This is a genomic window from Pseudomonas sp. CFBP 13727 (assembly GCF_014841915.1).
In the GTDB taxonomy this organism is placed as follows: domain Bacteria; phylum Pseudomonadota; class Gammaproteobacteria; order Pseudomonadales; family Pseudomonadaceae; genus Aquipseudomonas; species Aquipseudomonas baltica.
Genome location: NZ_JACYUT010000003.1, coordinates 341108 through 362202, shown reverse-complemented (window position 1 = coordinate 362202; position 21095 = coordinate 341108). Strand labels below are relative to the sequence as shown.

13 protein-coding genes are annotated in these 21095 nt (G+C 64.0%); 7 read left to right on the top strand and 6 right to left on the bottom strand.

What is annotated here, in order from left to right; all coding sequences use genetic code 11:
- Positions 1-17: 17 nt before the first annotated feature.
- Together ychF and IFT76_RS12315 are read left to right on the top strand one after the other, a co-directional pair.
- Positions 18-1118: a redox-regulated ATPase YchF gene (gene ychF / locus IFT76_RS12320; RefSeq protein WP_122475237.1), complete on the top strand. Its 1101-nt coding sequence runs from the start codon at positions 18-20 to the stop codon at positions 1116-1118.
- A gap of 218 nt (positions 1119-1336) precedes the next feature.
- Positions 1337-3409, top strand: a complete 2073-nt coding sequence (locus tag IFT76_RS12315) for a putative bifunctional diguanylate cyclase/phosphodiesterase (RefSeq protein ID WP_192058588.1) — start codon at positions 1337-1339, stop codon at positions 3407-3409.
- A 7-nt stretch (positions 3410-3416) separates the two neighbouring features.
- Here IFT76_RS12315 and IFT76_RS12310 read toward each other — a convergent pair whose 3' ends face one another.
- Positions 3417-4631 (bottom strand): MFS transporter, encoded by a 1215-nt coding sequence (locus tag IFT76_RS12310; RefSeq protein WP_122475240.1) that lies wholly within the window; start codon positions 4629-4631, stop codon positions 3417-3419.
- A 228-nt stretch (positions 4632-4859) separates the two neighbouring features.
- Here IFT76_RS12310 and IFT76_RS12305 point away from each other — a divergent pair, with 228 nt between their 5' ends.
- On the top strand, positions 4860-5729 hold the full coding sequence (locus IFT76_RS12305) for an isocitrate lyase/PEP mutase family protein (RefSeq protein ID WP_122475242.1): 870 nt from the start codon (positions 4860-4862) through the stop codon (positions 5727-5729).
- Positions 5730-6087: 358 nt separating this feature from the next.
- On the top strand, positions 6088-7251 hold the full coding sequence (locus IFT76_RS12300) for a type III PLP-dependent enzyme (protein ID WP_122715155.1): 1164 nt from the start codon (positions 6088-6090) through the stop codon (positions 7249-7251).
- Positions 7252-7294: 43 nt separating this feature from the next.
- Here the strand turns inward: IFT76_RS12300 and IFT76_RS12295 are convergent, their stop codons facing one another.
- Together IFT76_RS12295 and IFT76_RS12290 are read right to left on the bottom strand one after the other, a co-directional pair.
- The gene (locus IFT76_RS12295; protein WP_192058585.1) at positions 7295-8053 is read right to left on the bottom strand and encodes a tetratricopeptide repeat protein; all 759 of its coding nucleotides are present in this window, start codon (positions 8051-8053) and stop codon (positions 7295-7297) included.
- Positions 8050-8730: a Fe2+-dependent dioxygenase gene (locus IFT76_RS12290; RefSeq protein WP_122475247.1), complete on the bottom strand. Its 681-nt coding sequence runs from the start codon at positions 8728-8730 to the stop codon at positions 8050-8052. The genes IFT76_RS12295 and IFT76_RS12290 overlap by 4 nt, the downstream gene beginning before the upstream one ends.
- Positions 8731-8935: 205 nt before the next feature.
- On the opposite strand from IFT76_RS12290, the gene IFT76_RS12285 reads away from it, so the two are divergent.
- The gene (locus IFT76_RS12285) at positions 8936-11245 is read left to right on the top strand and encodes a TonB-dependent receptor (RefSeq protein WP_192058583.1); all 2310 of its coding nucleotides are present in this window, start codon (positions 8936-8938) and stop codon (positions 11243-11245) included.
- Between the two features lie 159 nt (positions 11246-11404).
- Positions 11405-13930: a PepSY domain-containing protein gene (locus IFT76_RS12280; RefSeq protein ID WP_192058581.1), complete on the top strand. Its 2526-nt coding sequence runs from the start codon at positions 11405-11407 to the stop codon at positions 13928-13930.
- A gap of 276 nt (positions 13931-14206) precedes the next feature.
- Here IFT76_RS12280 and IFT76_RS12275 read toward each other — a convergent pair whose 3' ends face one another.
- From IFT76_RS12275 to ptsP, 3 genes are read right to left on the bottom strand one after another with little or no spacing between them, the layout of a single operon-like run.
- Positions 14207-15937, bottom strand: coding sequence for a PTS fructose-like transporter subunit IIB (locus IFT76_RS12275; RefSeq protein WP_122715150.1), 1731 nt, complete (start codon positions 15935-15937; stop codon positions 14207-14209).
- An 11-nt stretch (positions 15938-15948) separates the two neighbouring features.
- On the bottom strand, positions 15949-16890 hold the full coding sequence (pfkB, locus tag IFT76_RS12270; protein WP_192058580.1) for a 1-phosphofructokinase: 942 nt from the start codon (positions 16888-16890) through the stop codon (positions 15949-15951).
- Positions 16890-19763: a phosphoenolpyruvate--protein phosphotransferase gene (gene ptsP / locus IFT76_RS12265; protein WP_192058578.1), complete on the bottom strand. Its 2874-nt coding sequence runs from the start codon at positions 19761-19763 to the stop codon at positions 16890-16892. Before ptsP ends, pfkB begins: the two co-directional genes overlap by 1 nt.
- A gap of 334 nt (positions 19764-20097) precedes the next feature.
- Here ptsP and cra point away from each other — a divergent pair, with 334 nt between their 5' ends.
- Positions 20098-21093 carry a catabolite repressor/activator gene (gene cra, locus IFT76_RS12260; RefSeq protein ID WP_122475257.1) on the top strand — a complete coding sequence of 332 codons (996 nt, stop codon included), beginning with the start codon at positions 20098-20100 and terminating at the stop codon, positions 21091-21093.
- Positions 21094-21095: the final 2 nt, after the last annotated feature.

The following is a 21095-nucleotide window of genomic DNA, read 5'->3' as shown; positions in this document are numbered from 1 at the left end:
TCGAAGAGGGATTCACCATGGGATTCAACTGCGGCATCGTCGGCCTGCCCAACGTCGGCAAGTCCACCCTGTTCAACGCCTTGACCAAATCCGGGATCGCGGCCGAGAACTTTCCGTTCTGCACCATCGAGCCCAACAGCGGCATCGTGCCGATGCCCGATGCGCGCCTGGAAGCGCTGGCTGCCATCGTCAATCCCAAGCGCGTGCTGCCCACCACCATGGAGTTCGTCGACATCGCGGGCCTGGTGGCCGGCGCTTCGAAAGGTGAAGGGCTGGGCAACAAGTTCCTCGCCAACATCCGCGAAACCGACGCCATCGCCCACGTGGTGCGCTGCTTCGAAGACGAGAACGTGATCCACGTTTCCAACAGCGTCGACCCCAAGCGCGACATCGAGATCATCGACCTTGAGCTGATTTTCGCCGACCTCGACAGCTGCGAGAAGCAACTGCAGAAGGTTGCGCGCAACGCCAAGGGCGGCGACAAGGACGCGGTGGTGCAAAAGGGCCTGCTGGAGCAGTTGATTGCCCACTTCACCCTGGGCAAACCGGCCCGCAGCCTGATGCGCACCATGGGCAACGACGAGAAGGCGGTCGTGCGCGGCTTCCATCTGTTGACCACCAAGCCGGTCATGTACATCGCCAACGTTGCCGAAGATGGCTTCGAGAACAACCCGTTGCTGGACGTGGTACGGGTGATTGCCGAAGAAGAAGGCGCGATCGTGGTGCCGGTGTGCAACAAGATCGAAGCCGAGATCGCCGAGCTCGACGACGGCGAAGAGAAGGACATGTTCCTCGAGGCCCTGGGCCTGGAAGAGCCCGGCCTGAACCGCGTGATCCGCGCCGGCTACGAACTGCTCAACCTGCAGACCTACTTCACCGCCGGCGTCGAGGAAGTCCGCGCCTGGACCGTGAAGATCGGCGCCACCGCGCCACAGGCCGCCGGTGTGATCCACACCGACTTCGAAAAAGGCTTCATTCGCGCCGAAGTCATCGCCTACAACGACTTCATCCAGTACAACGGCGAAGCCGGTACCAAGGAAGCAGGCAAATGGCGCCTGGAAGGCAAGGAATACATCGTCAAGGACGGTGATGTGATGCACTTCCGCTTCAACGTCTGAGCCGACCCGCTACACCGCCTCACGCGTGCCTCGAAAGCCCCGTCATCGCCCTGCGATACGGGGCTTTTTGCATTCAGGCTCCAAGGGCCGCCACGCGCTAAAGATAGCGCATGGCCAGCCGACAACCTGTAGACCAGAAACGTGCACGGGTTACCGCGCCCTGGTGACCACCCGCTGCCCTCGACCGCGCCGTAGTTTCCCCTAGCAGACGCCACCCCATGAACGAAAATTCCGATGTGATGTACAGGCTGCTCGTACAGGGTGTGGTGGATTATGCGATCTACATGCTCTCGCCGCAGGGCATCGTTTCGAATTGGAATGCCGGGGCGCAGCGGGCCAAGGGGTATCGTGCGGAGGAGATCGTCGGGCAGCATTTTTCGTGCTTCTACACCCCCGCGGACCGCGCCTGTGGCTTGCCGGCGCAGAGCCTGGCGACGGCGCTGGAGGCGGGGCGTTTCGAATGCGAAGGCCAGCGGGTGCGCAAGGACGGCACGCTGTTCTGGACCCATGTAGTGATCGAGCCCATCCATGACGACAGGGGCCAGTTGCTCGGCTTCGCCAAGGTCACGCGCGACATCAGCGAGAAGCGTGCACGGGACTTGAGCCTGCAGGAAGCCAAGCGCCTGGCGGAAAGTCACAGCGCCGAAATGGCCTCGTTGTCGATGTTTCTCGATTCGGTCATCGCCAATATTCCGTCCAGCGTCATCGTGCAGGACGCCGTATCGCGGCAGATCCTGCTGGTGAATCTGCAGGCTGAGCGGCTGTTCGGCAATGCCCGTGAGCAGATGATCGGTCGGCAGCTGGAAGAGTGCCTGGCGCCGGCGTTGAGCGGTTATCTGCGCCGGTTGACCGACCAGTGCGTGCGTACCGAGGGATTGCACCATGCCCAGAGCCAGCAGCACACCCTGCTGGGCCTGCGGACCTTGCGCAGCAAGACGGTGACCATACGCGGCAAGGAACTGGGCAGCAGTTACGTGCTGCTGATCGTGGAAGACATCACCGACGAAAACGCTGCCCAGGCGCGCATTCGCCACATGGCTCACCACGACAGCCTGACCGGGCTGCCCAATCGGGCGCTGTTCCGCCAACGTCTCGAAGAGGCCTTGCGTGAAGACGCCAGCCGCGACCGCGTGACGGCGACCCTGTGCCTGGACCTGGACAACTTCAAGAACGTCAACGATGCCCTGGGCCATGAGTTCGGCGACCGTCTGCTGCGCGCCATCGCCACGCGGCTGCGCGACGTGCTGCGGGTCAAGGACACGTTGGCGCGCCTGGGCGGCGACGAGTTCGCGGTGATCCTGCCCGAACTCAAGAACGGCGAAGACGCGCAGCTCACCGCACAACGCCTGATCGACACCATCGAGCCGGCTTTCCTGATCGAGGGGCACAGCCTCTGCGTGGGCTTGAGCGTGGGCATTGCGCTGGCGCCCAGGGATCAGAACACGCCCGAAGAATTGCTGCGCTGCGCCGACATGGCCCTGTACGAGGCCAAGCGCAACGGCCGCCATCGCTACGAATACTTTCATCCACGCATGGATGCCTTGGCGCAGAAGCGCCGCACCGTGGAAAGCGATCTGCGTCAGGCCATCGTCGACAAACAGCTGCATCTGTATTACCAACCCATCATCGACAAGCGCGACACGCGGATCATTGGCTATGAGGCACTGATGCGCTGGCAGCATCCGCAACATGGCATGATCATGCCGCTGGATTTCATCGCCATCGCCGAAGAAACCGGGCTGATCCACGAGCTGGGTGCGCTGGCTTTGCGCGAAGCCTGCCACGAAGCTCAACGCTGGCCCGGCGACCTGACCGTGGCGGTCAACCTGTCGCCGGTGCAGTTTCGCAACAATGGCCTGGTGGAGCTGGTGCAGGCAGCGTTGAGCGAGTCGGGCCTGGACGCCGCACGGCTGGAGCTGGAGATCACCGAATCGGTGCTGCTGGACAACAACCAGGCCAACATCAGTATCCTGCAGCGCTTGAAAGCCCTGGGTGTGCGCATCGCCCTGGACGATTTCGGCACTGGGTATTCGTCCCTCAGCTACCTGCGCGCATTTGCCTTCGACAAGATCAAGATCGACAAGTCGTTCGTGCACGACATGGGCGACAGCAACGAGGCCATCGCCATCATCCGCGCGATCACCGGCATGGGCCGCAGCCTGCAGATGCAGGTCACGGCCGAGGGCGTGGAAAGCGACGAGCAGTTCATGCGCCTCAAGGCCGAAGGCTGCTCGCATTTCCAGGGCTACCTGTTCGGTCGCCCGCAGCCAGCCGAGCACCGCGCCCGCTAGCGCTGCCTCACACCGCCTTCTTGGTGCTCGGCAGCAGGATCGTCAGGATGCCGAACAAGGGCAGGAACGAGCACAGCCAGTACACGTACTCGATGCCGTGAATGTCCGCCAGATGGCCGAGCAGCGCTGCGCCAATGCCACCGAAACCGAACATCAGGCCGAAAAACACCCCGGCGATCATGCCCACGTTGCCTGGCACCAGTTCCTGCGCATACACCACGATGGCGGAGAATGCCGACGCCAAAATGAAGCCGATGACCACGCTCAGCACACTCGTCCAGAACAGGTCGACGTAGGGCAGCATCAGGGTGAACGGCGCCGAGCCCAGAATGGAGAACCAGATCACCGCCTTGCGGCCGATCTTGTCGCCGATGGGTCCGCCGAAGAAGGTCCCGGCCGCCACCGCCCCAAGGAACAGGAACAGGTGCAACTGCGAACTGGCCACCGACAGGTCGAACTTCTCGATCAGGTAAAAGGTGAAGTAGCTGGTGAAGCTGGCCATGTAGAAATACTTGGAGAACACCAACAATGCCAGCACCACCAGCGCGGCTTTGACTCGCCCCTTGGACAGACCGTGGCTGGCGCTCTGGCCGGCGCGCGCCTTGAACTGGTTGAGATGGCCACGGTACCAGCGGCTGATGCCGTACAGCAGCGCCACGGCGAACACCGCGATCAGGCCGAACCAGGCCACATGCCCCTGCCCGAACGGAATGACGATGGCCGCCGCCAGCAGTGGACCGAACGCCGACCCGGTATTGCCCCCCACCTGGAAGGTGGATTGCGCCAGGCCGAAGCGTCCACCGGAGGCCAGCCGCGCCACCCGTGAGGTTTCCGGGTGGAAGGTCGAGGAGCCGATGCCGATCAGCGCCGACGCCAGCAGGATCATCGGGAAGCTGCCGACCATGGACAGCAGCATGATGCCAATCAATGTGCAGACCATGCCGGCGGGCAACAGCAGCGGCTTGGGATGGCGATCGGTGTAGAAGCCGATCCAGGGCTGCAGCAATGATGCGGTGACCTGGAAGGTCAGGGTGATCAGGCCCACCTGGGTGAAGGTCAGCCCGTAGCTGGCCTTGAGCATGGGATAGATCGACGGCAGCACCGCCTGGATCAGGTCGTTGACCAGGTGCGCGAGGGCGCAGGCACCCAGGATGCGCATCACCAGCGGGCTGGTCTGTGCAGCGCCTGGCGCAGGGTTGGCGATTGTTGTGGGAGTGGCCATGGGGATTCCGTTGGCAGGCAGGCATGGCCGGACACTCTGCCATTTTGCGTGCGCCGTCGCCAGTTGCCGAAGCAGGCGAATCAGGCACGGCGCAATGGCGCCAACGAATACAACTTCACCCGTGCGGTGATAAACTGGCGCCAGTCACTAAAAACCCATGAAGAATCGATAAAGTTCCAGAAACCCTCCGCATGAGGCATTGGGGTTTCGCCAGAATCAGGAGCGATCATGCCCAAAGTTTCCCACACGGCCCTGCGTCGCCAGTTCCGTGAGCTGCTTGCTTCAAAACAGTGTTATCACACCGCTTCGGTGTTCGATCCGATGTCTGCCCGCATTGCCGCCGACCTGGGCTTCGAGGTCGGTATTCTCGGCGGTTCGGTGGCGTCGCTGCAGGTGCTGGCGGCCCCCGACTTCGCCCTGATCACCCTGTCCGAGTTCGCCGAGCAGGCCACGCGCATCGGTCGTGTGGCGCAGTTGCCGGTGATTGCCGACGCCGACCACGGCTATGGCAACGCGCTGAACGTGATGCGTACCGTGGTCGAACTGGAACGCGCCGGCATCGGTGCCCTGACCATCGAGGATACCCTGCTGCCGGCGCAGTTCGGTCGCCGCTCCACCGACCTCATCTCGGTGGCCGAAGGGGTCGGCAAGATTCGCGCAGCGCTCGAAGCGCGGGTCGATCCCGAGCTGACCATCGTCGCCCGGACCCACGCCGGGGTGCTTTCGACCCAGGAAGTGATCAGCCGCACCCAGGCCTACCAGGCCGCTGGTGCCGATGGCATCTGCATGGTCGGCGTGAAGGACTTCGAGCACCTGGAACAGATTGCCGAAAACCTCAGTGTGCCGCTGATGCTGGTGACCTACGGCAACCCTGCGCTGCACGACGACGCACGCCTGGCGGCGCTGGGTGTGCGCGTGGTGGTGGACGGCCACGGTGCCTATTTTGCAGCGATCAAGGCGACCTACGACTCGCTGCGCGAACAGCGCCAGCAGTTCAGCAAGAGCACCGACCTGAGCGCCACCGAACTGACCCACACCTACACCCATCCAGAGAGTTACGTAAGCTGGGCCAAGGAATTCATGAACGTGAAGGAGTGACCGACGGGCCAGCCCCTCGGGAACATCATGCGGTCATGTGGGTCGGTTAAAAGGGAACCGCTGCAGCAGTGTGCAGCGGTTGCAGTGCCAGCAATCGAGCAACGTACGAAAACGCGACATTTTTAGTTGCTCTCAAGCCTTCCACGCCCTAAAGTTCGCGCCGACCGTCCATGCTGGAAACGATCCATCCGGCTCAAGTACTGACGACGAGACAACAGGCCACCGGAAAGCAGCTTTCCGTGGCCTTTTTGCTTTCGCCCGACATGCCTTGGGAAGTAGGCGAACCAAAGTGGGGATACGGAGGATGGTCATTTGAGCCCATTTATATTCACGACGTTTGCCACCAGGAGTCCCTAGCATGTCGATCAACGTCGAAGACTACTTCGCACCCGATACCTTCAACAAAATGAAGGCGTTCGCCGACAAGCAAGAAACCCCATTCGTAGTCATCGATACCGCCATGATCAGCAAGGCCTACGATGACCTGCGCGCCGGTTTCGAATTTGCCAAGGTGTATTACGCGGTCAAGGCCAACCCGGCCGTGGAAATCATCGACCTGCTGCGCGACAAAGGCTCGAGCTTCGACATTGCCTCGATCTACGAGCTGGACAAGGTCATGAACCAGGGCGTGGGGCCGGAGCGCATCAGCTACGGCAACACCATCAAGAAGTCCAAGGACATCCGCTACTTCTACGACAAGGGCGTGCGCCTGTACGCCACCGACTCCGAAGCCGACCTGCGCAACATCGCCAAGGCCGCGCCGGGTTCGAAGGTCTACGTACGGATCCTTACCGAAGGCTCGACCACGGCCGACTGGCCGCTGTCGCGCAAGTTCGGCTGCCAGACCGACATGGCCATGGACCTGTTGATCCTGGCTCGCGACCTGGGCCTGGTGCCGTACGGCATCTCCTTCCATGTGGGCTCGCAGCAGCGTGACATCAGCGTGTGGGATGCGGCGATCGCCAAGGTCAAGGTGATCTTCGAACGCCTCAAGGAAGAAGACGGCATCGTTCTCAAGCTGATCAACATGGGCGGTGGCTTCCCGGCCAACTACATCACCCGCACCAACAGCCTGGAAACCTATGCCGAGGAAATCATCCGTTTCCTCAAGGAAGACTTCGGTGACGAGCTGCCGGAAATCATCCTCGAGCCGGGCCGTTCGCTGATCGCCAACGCCGGCATTCTGGTCAGTGAAGTGGTGCTGGTGGCGCGCAAGTCGCGTACCGCAGTAGAGCGCTGGGTGTACACCGACGTGGGCAAGTTCAGCGGGCTGATCGAAACCATGGACGAGTCCATCAAGTTTCCGATCTGGACCGAGAAGAAAGGCGAGATGGAAGAAGTGGTTATCGCCGGGCCGACCTGCGACAGCGCCGACATCATGTACGAGCACTACAAATATGGCCTGCCGTTGAACCTGGCCATTGGCGACCGCCTGTACTGGCTGTCCACCGGTGCCTACACCACCAGCTACAGCGCGGTGGAATTCAACGGCTTCCCGCCTTTGAAATCGTTCTACGTCTGAATGCACCTGAGACTTGCGGGCAGCTTTGAGGCTGCCCGTGACTCTACTGCTCCAGCGCCTGCAAGCGCTGCGCGTAGAGGCCGGCCATCGCCCTGATGGCCGGCTGTCTGGCCTGCTCCAGCACCTTCAAGCTGCTGCGCAGAAAGTTTGCGTTCCCCCCTTCGAGAGCCCGCTGCAGCCAGATCAGTGCGGTATCGACGTCGCCCTCCTCTGCCAGCATCGCGGCATGGCTGAATTGCCCGCGGAAGTCTCCCGCCTGCGCTGAACGCATGTACCAGACCTGTGGCCTGGGTAGATCGGCGCCCGCGACCAGCCCCTGTTCCAGGTAACGCCCTACCAGATTCATGGATTTGGCGTGGCCCATGGTGGCCGCCTGCAGATAGCAGGCGAACGCTCGCGGGTGGTCGAGTGCCACGCCGCGCCCGGTACCCAACAGATTGGCCAGGTTGTACAGGCCCCAATCGAGCCCGGCCCGTGCCGCGTGCAGGTAATGGCCGGCAGCACGTTCGGCACTGGCCTCGCAGCCCCATCCGTGTTCGTGGCAGCGACCGAGCATGTTGTGCGCCATGGCATGGCCCCGGCTGGCCGCGATGACAAACCATTTCAGTGCAAGCGCCGCATCACGTTCGATACCGCGGCCATCGAGCAGGATCTGCCCGAGCAATGCCTGTGCATCGACCACGCCCTGCCCCGCAGCGATCACCAGCGCCTGGGCGGCCTTGCGCGGTTCGGCGACGAGCATCGCCTTCAACTGCTCGTTGTCCAGCACCTCCCGACGGCGCAGGCTGAAGTCGCCGCTCATACATCCACCCAGCGCCGCAGCAGGTTGTGGTAGGTGCCGGTGAGTTGAATCAGCGAGGGGTGCTCGGGGACGTCGCGGCTCAACTGCTGGATCGCCCCGTCCATCTCGAACAGCAGCGCCCGCTGACTGTCTTCGCGAACCAGGCTCTGCGTCCAGAAGAACGATGCGAAACGCGCGCCGCGGCTGACCGCACGCACCTTGTGCAGGCTGGTGGCCGGGTACAGCAGCAAGTCGCCGGCCGGCAGCTTGACTTCGCGAGTGCCGAAGGTGTCCTGGATCACCAGTTCGCCGCCGTCGTAGTCCTGTGGATCGCTGAAAAACAACGTCGAGGACAGGTCGGTGCGTACCCGTTCGATGCTGCCCTTGGCCTGGCGTACGGCATTGTCGATGTGAAAATCGAAACTTCCGCCTGCGGTGTAGCAGTTGATCAGCGGTGGAAACACCTTGTTCGGCAATGCCGCCGACATGAACAACGGGTTGGCCCACAGGCGTTCGAGCAGCGCCGCACCGATCTCCATCGCCAGCGGGTGGCCTTCGGGCAGTTGCAGGTTGTGCTTGGCCTTGGCCGACTGATGGCCTGCCGTCATCCGCCCATCCGCCCAATCGGCCTGCTCCAGGGCCTGGCGAATGCGCAGCACTTCGTCGCGCGCGAACAATCCGGGAATGTGTAGGAGCATGGAAAGTCACCGCAAGCCAAGGGGCAGCAATGGTATTGATTCCCATTGCCGGAACACAAGCGCGCATGTCCTGAAATGCAGACAAAACCGTCGAGCAAATTGTAAAGAATGTAAACGGCTCTCGAATAGCAATATTTCGCAATTGCTACAAATATGCAGTTACATTATGCTCCGCCGCCTCATAACCTTGGGGAAGGTTTCCACCATGACGCGCCAACACCACTTCATTCCGGTCTCATCGCCACGGCTGCTGGCCTCTGCCATCGGCATGGCCCTGGGCGCTACCTGCGCCGCGCCAACGGCACAGGCCGCGCCGGCCAGCGAGGCCAAGGGCGCCTCAGTATCGCTCGGTGCCACCAGCATCACCGGCGACGCGCAGGAGCCGACGTCCTACCAGGTCGAGCGCGCCTCGTCCGCCAAGTACACCGCGCCGCTGGTCGATACCCCGCGCTCGGTGACGGTGGTGCCGCAACAGGTGATCAAGGACACCGGCGCACTCAACCTGCAGGACGCGTTGCGCACGGTACCGGGCATCACCTTCGGTGCCGGCGAAGGCGGTAACCCGCAGGGCGACCGACCCTTCATCCGCGGTTTCGACGCACAGGGCGACACTTACCTGGACGGCGTACGCGATGCCGGCGCGCAAAGCCGGGAAATCTTCGCCGTGGAATCCATCGAGGTCAGCAAAGGCCCCAACTCGGCCATCGGCGGCCGTGGCGCTGCGGGCGGCACCATCAACCTGGTGAGCAAGAAAGCGCACCTGGGCGACTCACTGGATGGCGGTTTCACCTGGGGCTCGGACCAGACCCAGCGCTATACCCTGGATGGCAACTACCAGTTCAGCGACAGCGCCGCCGGGCGACTCAACCTGATGAGCCACCAAAGCAACGTGGCCGGGCGCGACCAGGTCGACTACGACCGTTGGGGCATTGCGCCGTCGCTGGCCTTCGGCCTGGGCACCGAGACTCGGGTCTTCCTCGACTATTACCACCTGGAGAGCGACGATCTGCCCGACTCGGGCATTCCCTACAGCATTCCGGCGGCGGGCAACGCGGGCCGCACCTCGGCCAATCCGGACAAGCCTGAGGACGGTGGCAGCCGCAGCAACTTCTATGGCCTGAGCGACCGTGACTTCCGCAAGACCCGCAGCGACATCGCCACCTTCGCCATCGAGCACGACCTCACCGACGCCTTGACCGTGAAGAACACCCTGCGCCATGGCAACACCATGCAGGACTACATCCTCACCCAACCCGACGACAGCCAGCGCAACGTCAACAACGGCAGTGTCTGGCGCCGCGCCAACAGCCGCGTCGGCAACACCGCGACCACCACCAACCAGACCGATCTGTTCGGTGACTTCTACGTCGGCGGGTTGAAGAACAGCTTCTCCACCGGCATCGAATTCAGCCGCGAAGACAGTGACCGCAGTTCCTACACCGTCAACACCGACACCACGCCGCGCACCGCCGGCGCCAGCACCAACTGCACACCGGGCAGCATCGTTTCCAGCGCCTACAACTGCACGTCGCTGGCCAACCCCAATCCGGACGACCCGTGGAGCGGCGCCATTGCGCGCAACTACGCCGGCACCGACACGTCCAGCAAGACGCGGGCGATCTACGTGTTCGACACGCTGGAGCTGAGCCCGCAGTGGCAGGTGAACGCCGGCCTGCGCTACGACCACTTCGAAACCGACTACCGCACCTTCACCGCCGCCGGTGCCACCACGGCCAAGGGCAAGGACACCAGCGAGTTCGTCACCGGCCAATTGGGGCTGGTGTGGAAGCCTGCCGAGAACGGCAGCGTGTATGTTTCCTACGCCACCTCGGCCACCCCACCCGGTTCGCTGGTGGGCGAAGGCATGGAAGGCAACCCGCTGGGAGGAGCACCGGATCGCGCAGGCAACCTGCTGAGCAGTGACCTGGAGCCCGAAGAAACCACCAACTACGAAGTCGGCACCAAGTGGGACCTGCTCGACCAGCGTCTGTCGCTGACCGCCGCACTGTTCCGCACCGAGAAAGAAAACACCCGCGTGCAGACCAGCACCTTTGCCTACGAGAACGCCGGCAAGACCCGAGTCGATGGCCTGGAGCTGTCGGCGTCCGGCAAGCTTACCGAGCAATGGCAGGTGTTCGCCGGCTACAGCTACCTGCAGGCGCGCGTGGTCGACAACGGCCCGCTGGGCGCGGCGAACGACGGCAACCAGATGCCCAACACGCCGAACAACAGCGCCAGCCTGTGGACCACCTATAACCTGACACCCAAGCTGACCATCGGCGGCGGCGCCTTCTATGTCGACGACGTGTTCGGCAATGTCGCCAACACCACCATGGTCGACAGCTACGTGCGCCTGGATGCCATGGCCAGCTACAAGATCAGCAAGCATTTCGACGTGCAGCTGAACGTGCAGAACCTGGCCGACAAAACCTACTACGACAAGGCTTTCAGCACCCACTTCGCCAACCAGGCGGCGGGACGCACGGCGCTGTTGAGCACCAACTTCCACTTCTAGCCACTGCGCGTCGGTTGCTGCGCCCCGCCCGTTTCGACGACGCGGGGCGTTTCACGTCGCAACGGCAATGATCAGAATCGGTGCGCCTGAGACTGATTCTCAGCCAGTGCTGCATAATGCCGTCTGCCCTCCTTTCGATCGGCCCGCTCAAGGTGATTCGTGTTCAAGAACGTCCTCTTCCAGTTGCACTGGTTTTTCGGCATCACCGGCGGCCTGGTGCTGGCCCTGATGGGCATCACCGGGGCCAGCTACTCGTTCGAGGATGAAATCCTGCGCGCGCTCAATCCGCAGACCCTGAACGTGCAGATTCGCGATGGCGGCATCCTCCCTGCTGCGCAGCTGGTGGAAATCCTCGAGCAGCGGCAGGGCAGCAAGGTTGCCGCATTGCGTGTGGACCTGGTCGACGGCAGCGCCGCACGGGTGTCGTTCACCCCGCCGCCGGGGCAACGGCGAGGGCCTTCGGCCTATTTCGATCCGTACACCGGGGAGTTGCAGGGCGAGGTGGTCGGCGAGGGCTTCTTCGACTTGATGCTGGATCTGCATCGTTTCCTGGCCATGGGCGCGACGGGCCGGCAGATCACCGCCGCCTGTACCTTGATGCTGGTGTTCTTCTGTCTTTCCGGCCTGTATCTGCGCTGGCCGCGCAAGGCGCTGCAATGGCGCACCTGGCTGACCCTGGACTGGGCCAAGAAGGGTCGCGCCTTCAATTGGGACCTGCATGCGGTGTTCGGCACCTGGTGCCTGCTGTTCTATCTGCTGGCGGCCTTGACCGGCCTGACCTGGTCTTACCAGTGGTTCGGCAACGCGGTGAACAGAATGCTCTCCGACAACCCTGCCGCCCAGCGCATCGAGCGGCGCACCGCGTCTTCTGCCGATGTGGCGCCCACGGTGGATTACGACGCGCTGTGGGCCAGCATCCAGGGCGCGGTCGGTCCACAATTGAGCGTGGTCAACATGCGTATTCCGGGCAATGTCGGCCTGCCGGCAACGGTGTTCTACCTGCGTACGGATTCGCCCCATGATCGGGCCTTCGGCCTGCTCAGCCTCGACCCGGCCACCGGTCAGGTCAAGGACATCCAGCGCTATGAGGACAAGTCGCTGAAAGCGCAACTGCTGACCAGCATCTACGCCCTGCATGTGGGCAGTTATTTCGGCCTGGTCGGTCGTATCCTGATGATGCTGGCGAGCCTGACGATGCCGTTGTTCCTCATCACGGGCTGGCTGCTGTACCTGGATCGGCGTCGCAAGAAGCGCCAGGTACGCCTGGCCCGCGGCGCCTTGCACCAGCAGGACGAGACGTCGGCCGGTTGGTTGATAGGGTTCGCCAGCCAGAGCGGTTTCGCCGAGCAACTGGCGTGGCAAACCGCCGGGCAACTGCAGTCGGCCGGTCAAAACGTGCGTGTCCGCGCCTTGGGCGAGGTGGATGAAGCGCAGCTGCGGCAGGCCGACAAGGCGTTGTTCGTGGTCAGCACCTTCGGCGACGGCGAGGCACCCGACACCGCGCGCGGCTTCGAGCGCAAGGTGCTGGGCAGTGCCTGTGCCCTGCCCGGCTTGCGCTACGCGGTGCTGGCACTGGGCGACCGGCAATACCAGCAGTTCTGTGGCTTCGCTCATCGTCTGGACCAATGGCTCGATGCGCGTGGCGCCCAGCCGCTGTTTGCCTCGATCGAGGTCGACAACGCCGACCCGGCAGCCTTGCAGCACTGGCAGCAGCAATTGAGCGGGCTGACCGGGGGCGTCGCCCAGGCCGTGTGGCAGGCACCGGTGTTCAGCCCGTGGACTTTGCTCGAACGCCATCTGCTGAATACGGGGAGTGAAGGCGCAGCGGTCTATCGCATTGCCTTGCACAATGATGGCGAGGCCCACTGGCAGGCTGGCGATCTGGTCGACGTGCTGCCACGCAACGGCTGCGCGGCCATCGACCAGTGTTTGTCCGGGCTGGGGCTGCAGGCGTCTGCGCTGGTTGAGGTCGATGGCTTGCAGGAGCCGCTTGGTCAGGCGCTGGCCAGTCGGCAACTGCCGGCCAGTCGCGGGCACCTGGTAGGTTTGCATGCCCAGGCGCTGGTGGATGCGCTGATACCCATCGCTGCACGTGAGTATTCCATTGCTTCGCTGCCCAGCGACGGCCGGCTGGAACTGATCGTGCGCCAGGAGCGCCACGCCGACGGCAGCCTGGGGCTGGGGTCGGGATGGCTGACCGAACACGCCCAGGTGCACGGCGCGGTCAGCCTGCGCTTGCGGCGCAACGCCGGCTTTCATCTGCCGCAGGAGCCGGTGCCGGTGATTCTGCTGGGCAACGGCACCGGTCTGGCTGGCTTGCGCAGCTTGCTCAAGGGCCGCATCGAACAAGGCCAGCGGCGCAATTGGTTACTGTTCGGCGAACGTAACCGAACCCATGATTTCCTGTGCGCAGATGAGTTGCTGGGGTGGCTGGCCAGTGGTGATCTGGCGCGGCTGGATCTGGCGTTCTCGCGTGATCAGGCGCACAAGGTGTACGTGCAGGATCGGTTGCGCGAGGCCGGTGAGGTGTTGCTGCAGTGGGTGGAGGATGGCGCGGTGATCTATGTCTGCGGCAGCCTGCAGGGCATGGCCAGCGGGGTGGATGAAGTGCTGGCCCAATTGCTGGGCCGGGAACGCCTGGACGACCTGATCGAAACCGGCCGCTACCGACGCGACGTCTACTGACCCACCGCGCATACCGCCGACGCGGCTCGCGCCGCTGCTACAGGGGTTACGGTGTGTCAGCCTCACCGCGATGAAACCGCACACCGCATCCAGCCTGATCGCCCCCTCTGTAGCAGCGGCGCAAGCCGCGTCGGCGGTACATGCGGTGTATCAGCCTCACCGCGATGAAACCGCACGCGCCCCCTGTAGCAGCGGCGCAAGCCGCGTCGGCGGTGCATGCGGTGTATCTGGCTCACCACGGTGAGGCCGGACGCGGCTTGCGCCGCTGCTACGAGATCAGGCCTTGACCGGCTCGACGGCGATTTCCTGAACCTCAGGTTTCTTGATCACTGCATACACCACCGCCGTCAGCAAGGCACCGGCAACGATAGCCAGCAGATACAGCAAGGCATGGTTGATCGCGTTGGGAATCAACAACACGAACAGCCCACCGTGCGGCGCCATCAGCTTGCAGCCGAAGTACATCGACAATGCGCCGGTCAACGCGCCACCGACCAGGCTCGCCGGGATCACCCGCAGCGGATCCTTGGCAGCGAACGGTATGGCGCCTTCGGAAATGAAGCACAGCCCCAGCACCAATGCCGCTTTGCCCGCCTCACGCTCGGTCTGGGCAAACTTGCGTCGAGCCAGGAAGGTGGCCAGGCCCAAGCCAATCGGCGGGACCATGCCGGCGGCCATGGTCGCGGCCATCGGCGCGTAGCTCTGCGAGGCCAGCAGCCCCACCGAAAACGCGTACGCCGCCTTGTTGATCGGCCCGCCCAGGTCGACGCACATCATCGCCCCCAGCAGCACGCCCAGCAGCAACGCATTGGTAGTACCCATGCTGTCGAGGAAGGTGGTCAGCCCAGCGAGCATGCCGGCCACTGGTTTGCCCACTACGTAGATCATCACCAGGCCGGTGAACAGGCTGGCCAGCAGCGGAATGATCAGGATCGGCTTGAGCGCTTCCAGGCTCGCCGGCAGGCGCGCATAGCGGTTGATCGCCTTGGCGGCGTAACCGGCAATGAAACCGGCCGCGATACCGCCAATGAAGCCCGCACCCAGGGTGCTCGCCAGCAAACCACCGATCATGCCCGGCGCAAGTCCCGGACGGTCAGCGATGGAGTAAGCGATGTAGCCCGCCAGCAACGGCACCATCAGCTTGAATGCCGCCTCGCCACCGATCTGCATCAACGCCGCTGGCAAGGTGCCCGGCTCCTTGAACGCCTCGATACCGAACACGAACGACAGCGCGATCAGCAAACCGCCCGCCACCACCATCGGCAGCATGAACGACACACCGGTCAACAGGTGCTTGTAGACGCCAGTCTTTTCCTGCTTCTTGGGCGCACCGGCAGCGCTGCCGGTGGACTCCACTTCACCTTCGGCCAAGGCCTTGTTCAGCGTGGCCTGGGCCTGTTTCAAGGCGATGCCGGTGCCGCAGCGATAGATCTTCTTGCCGGCAAAACGCTCGGTAGCCACTTCGATGTCGGCGGCCAGCAGCACTACGTCGGCTTCGTCGATGGCCTGCACGCTCAACGGATTGCGCGCGCCCACCGAACCCTGGGTTTCGACCTGCAGCTCATAACCCAACTGCTTGGCGCCTTGCTGCAAAGCCTCGGCGGCCATGAACGTGTGCGCCACCCCGGTCGGGCAAGCGGTGACCGCCACCAGCCGTGGCGCACGCGACGCTGCCGCGGCAGCGGCCGGAGCGGCGGCATAGGGCTTGGCCTGATCGGCGGCCTGGCGCAGGAAGCCGTCGACATCCTGCAGGGCATGGGCCGGGCTGCTCTGGAACAGACGCTTGCCGACGAAACGGCTCAGGTCCATGGCGCCGGTGTTGACCACCAGCACCCAATCCGCGTTCTCGATATCGGCTGCGCTCAGACGCAGTTCCGGGTGTTGCGGGTCGAACACTTCAACGAAGGTGGTCCAGCCCTGGCGACGGGCCGCAGCGTCGAGCAGACGTGCGCTCAAGACGCTGGACACCCGCCCGCTGGGGCACGCGGTGACAATAGCTAGTTTCATCTTCAACCCTCTTATTGTTCTGTCAGCGGACGTACGCTGACGCCGCTCTCAAGCCGCGCCAGGTGCGCAGCATCACTGATTCCGAAGCCGATCTGCGTCACCGCCATGGCGGCGATCGCCGTGGCCGTGCGCAGGCTGTGTTCCGGCGCCTGCTCGCTGAGCAGACCGTGCACCAGCCCGGCCAGCAGCGAGTCTCCGGCACCTACGGTGCTGGCGACCTCGACGGTGGGCGGCAAGGCCTGCAAGGCGAGGTCGGCCGCGAACCAATTGACGCCGCGTTCACCCTGCGAGATCACCACATTGGCGACGCCGTCGGCCAACAGGTGCTGCGCCGCAGCCGCTTGCTCGACCGGCGTTTCCACGGAACTGCCGAGCACCTCGGTCAGCTCGTGGGTGTTGGGCTTGATCAGCCATGGACGCGTCTTCAAGCCCGCACGCAAGGCAGCCCCGCTGGTATCGAGTGCCACCTTCAAGCCCATGTGCGCAAGCTGTTCGAGCAGTGCCTGAAACCATTCAGGGCTCACCCCACGCGGCAGGCTGCCGGCCACCACGACAGCATCGTGACCCGGTGCAATGTCGTGCAGGCGTGCCAGCAGGGCGGCCTGAGCCAGGTCGTCGACCACCGGGCCCGGACCATTGAGGTCGGTGACCCGGCCACTGCGTTCGGCCAGCTTGATGTTGCTGCGCGTTTCGCCCGGTACGCGAATGAACGCATCGGTGAAACCGCGTTGAGCGAACAAGGCCTCGAACGGTTTCGGGTTGGCCTCGCCCAGAAACCCGCTCACGGTGACCTGATGGCCGAGGTCGGCCAACACCTGGGCAACGTTGAGGCCCTTGCCGGCGGCGTGCCGGTGCAAGGCATTGCTGCGATTGACTTCGCCCAGTTCCAGCCCGTCGATTTCCACGGTCAGGTCCAACGCCGGATTGAGCGTCAGGGTCAGGATGCGTGCCATCAAGATTTCTCCACCAGGGCACGTACCTGCGCAGCGGTGCCCAGCCCGAGCGCATGCCGGGCCAATTGTTGCGCGTGGCTGAGCGTCAGCTCGCGCACCCCCGCCTTGACCTCGGCGATGCTGCGCGCCGAGACACTCAATTCATCCACGCCCAGGCCGACCAGCAACGGCACCGCCAGTGGATCAGCCGCCAGTTCGCCGCACACGCCGACCCACTTGCCGTAGTCGTGTGCCGCGCGCACGGTGATGTCGATCAGTTGCAGCACCGCGGGGTGCAGGCCATCGGCCTGGGCCGAGAGGGTCGGGTGACCACGGTCGATGGCCAGCGTGTACTGGGTCAGGTCGTTGGTGCCAATGCTGAAGAAGTCGACCTCGCGGGCCAACACCGGGGCCAGCAATGCCGCCGACGGCACCTCGATCATGATGCCCAGCTGCAGGTCCTTGACCGGAATCTCGCGACGCACGCGCTCGGTCATGTCCTTGGCCTGGCGCCACTCTTCGAGGCTGCCGACCATGGGGAACATGATCCGCAACGGGCGGTTGTCGGCGGCGCGCAGCAGTGCGCGCAGCTGGCCTTCCATCACGTCGGGACGCTGCAGGGTCAGGCGAATGCCGCGCACCCCCAGGAACGGGTTCTCTTCCTTGTCGATCGGCCAGTACGGCAGCGGTTTGTCGCCGCCCACATCGAGCGTGCGCACCACCAACGGCCGACCTTGCAGGCCATCGAGCACGCGGCGGTACTCGGCTTCCTGCACCGCCTCGTCCGGGGCTTGCGAATGGGCCATGAAAATCAGCTCGGTGCGCAGCAGGCCAACGCCTTCGGCGCCCTGCTCCACGGCCTTGGCGACACCGGCGCTTTCGCCGATGTTGGCGAACACTTCCACCGCGTGCCCGTCAAGGGTCACGGCGCTCTCCATGCGTCGCTCGGCTGCCGCCTGCAGGCGCTGCTCGCGACGGTCACGGTCGGCCAGCGCCTGTTCCAGCACCTCGGGCGCCGGGGCCACGGTCAGCAGGCCGCGCTGGCCGTCGATCAACAATGCGGTGCCGGCGGCAATCTGCAACACCGCCTCGCCTGCGCCCACCACGGCAGGAATGCCGAGGGCACGCGCAACGATGGCGCTGTGCGCAGTGGCGCCGCCACGGGCGGTCAGAATCCCCGCCACGCGCGCCGGGTCCAGACGGGCGACGTCGGATGGGCCGACCTCGTCCATCACCAGAATATAGGCCTGCTTGGGTTCTTCCAGGGTAGGCACGCCGCACAGCTGCGCCAGCACGCGACGGCCGATGTCGCGCAGATCGGCTGCGCGCTCGGCCAGCAGGGCATCCTGCAGCGATTCCTGCTGCACCGCGGCCGCTTCGATCACCGTGTTCCAGGCCGCGGCAGCGCTTTCGCCCTGCTGCAGGCGTGCAGCCACTTCATCGGTCAGGGCCGGGTCGTCGAGCATTTCCTGGTGAGTGACGAAAATCTCGCGGATGGCTTGTGCCTGGGCGCGCTGGATCAACCCGTCGATGTCCTGCCGGACCTGGCCGAGGGCGGCCTGCAAGCGTTCACGCTCCAGCGCCACGGACTCGCCACGCTGGGGAAATTCGAAATCGTGCAGCACCTGGATGTGCGCCGGGCCCATGGCGATCCCGGGGGCCGCGGCGACACCCTGGACCTGCGCGCCCGCGCCTGGCGCCTGTGGCTTGAGCTTGACCGCCTTGGTCACAGCGGGCGGCGCAGGCGCAGCCTCGGTGACGCTTGGCAGCGGTTCCACTTCCTCGCCCAGGCCCTCCTCGATGGCCGCCAACAACGCCGGCAAGGCGTCGCCGGCAATGGTCGGCTCGGCGACCAGTTCCAGGGTCTGACCGCGCTGCGCACCCAGGCTGAGCAACTTGCTCAGGCTCTTGGCAGACACCGCGAGACCGCCGGATTCGACCACCCGCAAGCGAATCTCGCCTTCGAAGCTCTTGGCCAGCTGCGCCAGAATCTTCGCCGGCCGCGCGTGCAGGCCATGTGCGTTGGCCAGCACGATGCGTGCGCTGGGCCAATCGGCAGGTAGCTCACCGCCCAGCGCTTCGAGCACGGCGCGAGTGCTGGTAGCAGCGCCCAATTCGTTGCCGCGGCCTTCGATGAGCAATGCGCACAGGCGTTCGAGCAAGGCCTGGTGAGCTTCGCCCAGGCTGGCCAGGCAGAACAGCCCAGTCAGCGGCTGGCCCAGGTAGCGCAGGGGTTTGTCGGGGGTGACGAAGGCCAGGCCCGGACGCTTTACGGTCTGCTCGCTGTGCAGCCACCACAAGCCATCGCCCAGCGGCAGGGCTTCGACCTGCTGAAGCAGCGCGGCAAAACCATTGCTCACGCAGTCGGCCTGACGCAGCAGACGCGCACCACGCCAGACCAGTTCCTCGAAGTCTTCGGCCATCACGCTCAAGCCGATCATCTGCGCATCCAGCGCCAATTCCTGCGGCGCCCCTTGCAGCAGCTTCAGCAACGCGGGTGCATCGGTGGCCTGGCGCAGCGCTTCACCCAGGTCGGTTTCACCCAGCGCGCGGGTCAGCAGTTGCAGCAGGCGCAGGTGTTCGTCGGACTTGGCGGCGATGCCGATGGCCAGGTAGACCTTCTGGCCGTCACCCCAATCCACGCCTTCGGGAAATTGCAGCAGGCGCACGCCGGTGGTGAACACCAGGTCACGGGTATCGGGCGTGCCGTGGGGAATGGCGATGCCTTGGCCCAGAAAGGTCGAGCCTTGAGCTTCACGCGCTTGCAGGCCGGCCAGGTAACCTTCGGCCACCAGGCCATCGGCAACCAGTTTGTCGGCGAGCAATTGCAGGGCGGCGGGTTTATCCACGGCGCTCTGGCCCATGGATATCTGCTCTATAGTGAGCTCCAGCATTGCCTCTCTCCTTTACAGCGGCGGCAGCGCGCTGAGGTATTGTTGTGAAGTGTGAGCATAGAGCATCGAAGTGCGCGCTCTGTACTTCCGATAGGTCCGGCCTGCGTTGCCGAGGGTAAGGTTGAGACCTCGACAAGAGATGTTTTACGGCAGGAAACACGCAGGCTGAAACGTTTAATCTAGAATGCAGCGCACGTTACTCGATAATCTTCGATGATTGAAGTCCAACCTGTCGGTTACGTTGCCTGAACTTAGCCTGGCGCCATCCGACAAACGATGAATGAGCGCGCTTCAATGCCTCGGCATGGGCGCGACGACACTAAGGAATCAACGGTTGAAACTCAGCGATATTGCTCGCCTGGCTGGCGTCTCGGTCACCACTGCCAGTTACGTCATCAATGGCAAGGCCGCTCAACAGCGCATCAGCAAGGCGACGGTGGCGCGCGTCGAGGCCATCGTCCAGGAACAGGGCTTCACCCCCAACCCCCAGGCAGCCGGGCTGCGCAGTCGGCACACGCGTACGCTGGGCTTCATCCTGCCGGACCTGGAAAACCCCAGCTACGCGCGCATCGCCAAGCTGCTCGAACAAGGTGCCCGCGCCCATGGTTACCAGCTGCTGATCGCCAGCTCCGACGACGATGCGGCCAGCGAGCTGCAACTGCTGCAGCTGTTTCGTGCCCGACGTTGCGACGCGCTGTTCGTTGCCAGTTGCCTGCCGGCCAGCGACGACAGCTACCGTGAATTGCAGGCCAAGGGCACACCCGTGATCGCCATCGACCGGATGATGGACCCGGCGCAGTTCTGCTCGGTGATCAGCGATGACCGCAACGCCAGCCTGCAATTGACCCAGAGCCTGCTGCTGCCCAAGCCTCGACACATCGCCTTGATCGGCGCACGGCCGGAACTGAGCATCAGCCAGGCGCGAACCGAGGGCTTCAATACCGCGCTTGCCGATTTCGATGGCACGGTGCTGGTCGAGCACAGCGAGTACTTCAGTCGCGAAGGTGGCCAGCATTCCATGCAGGCCTTGCTCGACAAGCTCGGCCACCTTCCCGACGCGCTGGTGACCACCTCCTACGTGCTGCTGCAGGGCGTGTTCGATGTGCTGCAGGAGCGGCCGCTGGATTCCCAGGCAATGCACCTGGGCACGTTCGGCGACACCCAGTTGCTGGACTTCCTGCCGCTGCCGGTCAACGCCATGGCCCAACAGCACAACATGATCGCCAGCAAGGCGCTGGAACTGGCACTGGCCGCTGTGGAACAAAAGCACTACGAGCCCGGCGTGAATGCCTTGGCCCGAACCTTCAAACAGAGGATTCACGAGGCCTGATG

What these genes read in the sequence shown, in the direction of transcription:
- IFT76_RS12310 (WP_122475240.1), bottom strand. Translation starts at nt 4,631, where the DNA reads ATGGCCACTCCCACAACAATCGCCAACCCTGCGCCAGGCGCTGCACAG.
- IFT76_RS12315 (WP_192058588.1), top strand. Translation starts at nt 1,337, where the DNA reads ATGAACGAAAATTCCGATGTGATGTACAGGCTGCTCGTACAGGGTGTG.
- IFT76_RS12295 (WP_192058585.1), bottom strand. Translation starts at nt 8,053, where the DNA reads ATGAGCGGCGACTTCAGCCTGCGCCGTCGGGAGGTGCTGGACAACGAG.
- IFT76_RS12275 (WP_122715150.1), bottom strand. Translation starts at nt 15,937, where the DNA reads ATGAAACTAGCTATTGTCACCGCGTGCCCCAGCGGGCGGGTGTCCAGC.
- ychF (WP_122475237.1), top strand. Translation starts at nt 18, where the DNA reads ATGGGATTCAACTGCGGCATCGTCGGCCTGCCCAACGTCGGCAAGTCC.
- pfkB (WP_192058580.1), bottom strand. Translation starts at nt 16,890, where the DNA reads ATGGCACGCATCCTGACCCTGACGCTCAATCCGGCGTTGGACCTGACC.
- ptsP (WP_192058578.1), bottom strand. Translation starts at nt 19,763, where the DNA reads ATGCTGGAGCTCACTATAGAGCAGATATCCATGGGCCAGAGCGCCGTG.
- IFT76_RS12305 (WP_122475242.1), top strand. Translation starts at nt 4,860, where the DNA reads ATGCCCAAAGTTTCCCACACGGCCCTGCGTCGCCAGTTCCGTGAGCTG.
- IFT76_RS12290 (WP_122475247.1), bottom strand. Translation starts at nt 8,730, where the DNA reads ATGCTCCTACACATTCCCGGATTGTTCGCGCGCGACGAAGTGCTGCGC.
- IFT76_RS12300 (WP_122715155.1), top strand. Translation starts at nt 6,088, where the DNA reads ATGTCGATCAACGTCGAAGACTACTTCGCACCCGATACCTTCAACAAA.
- IFT76_RS12285 (WP_192058583.1), top strand. Translation starts at nt 8,936, where the DNA reads ATGACGCGCCAACACCACTTCATTCCGGTCTCATCGCCACGGCTGCTG.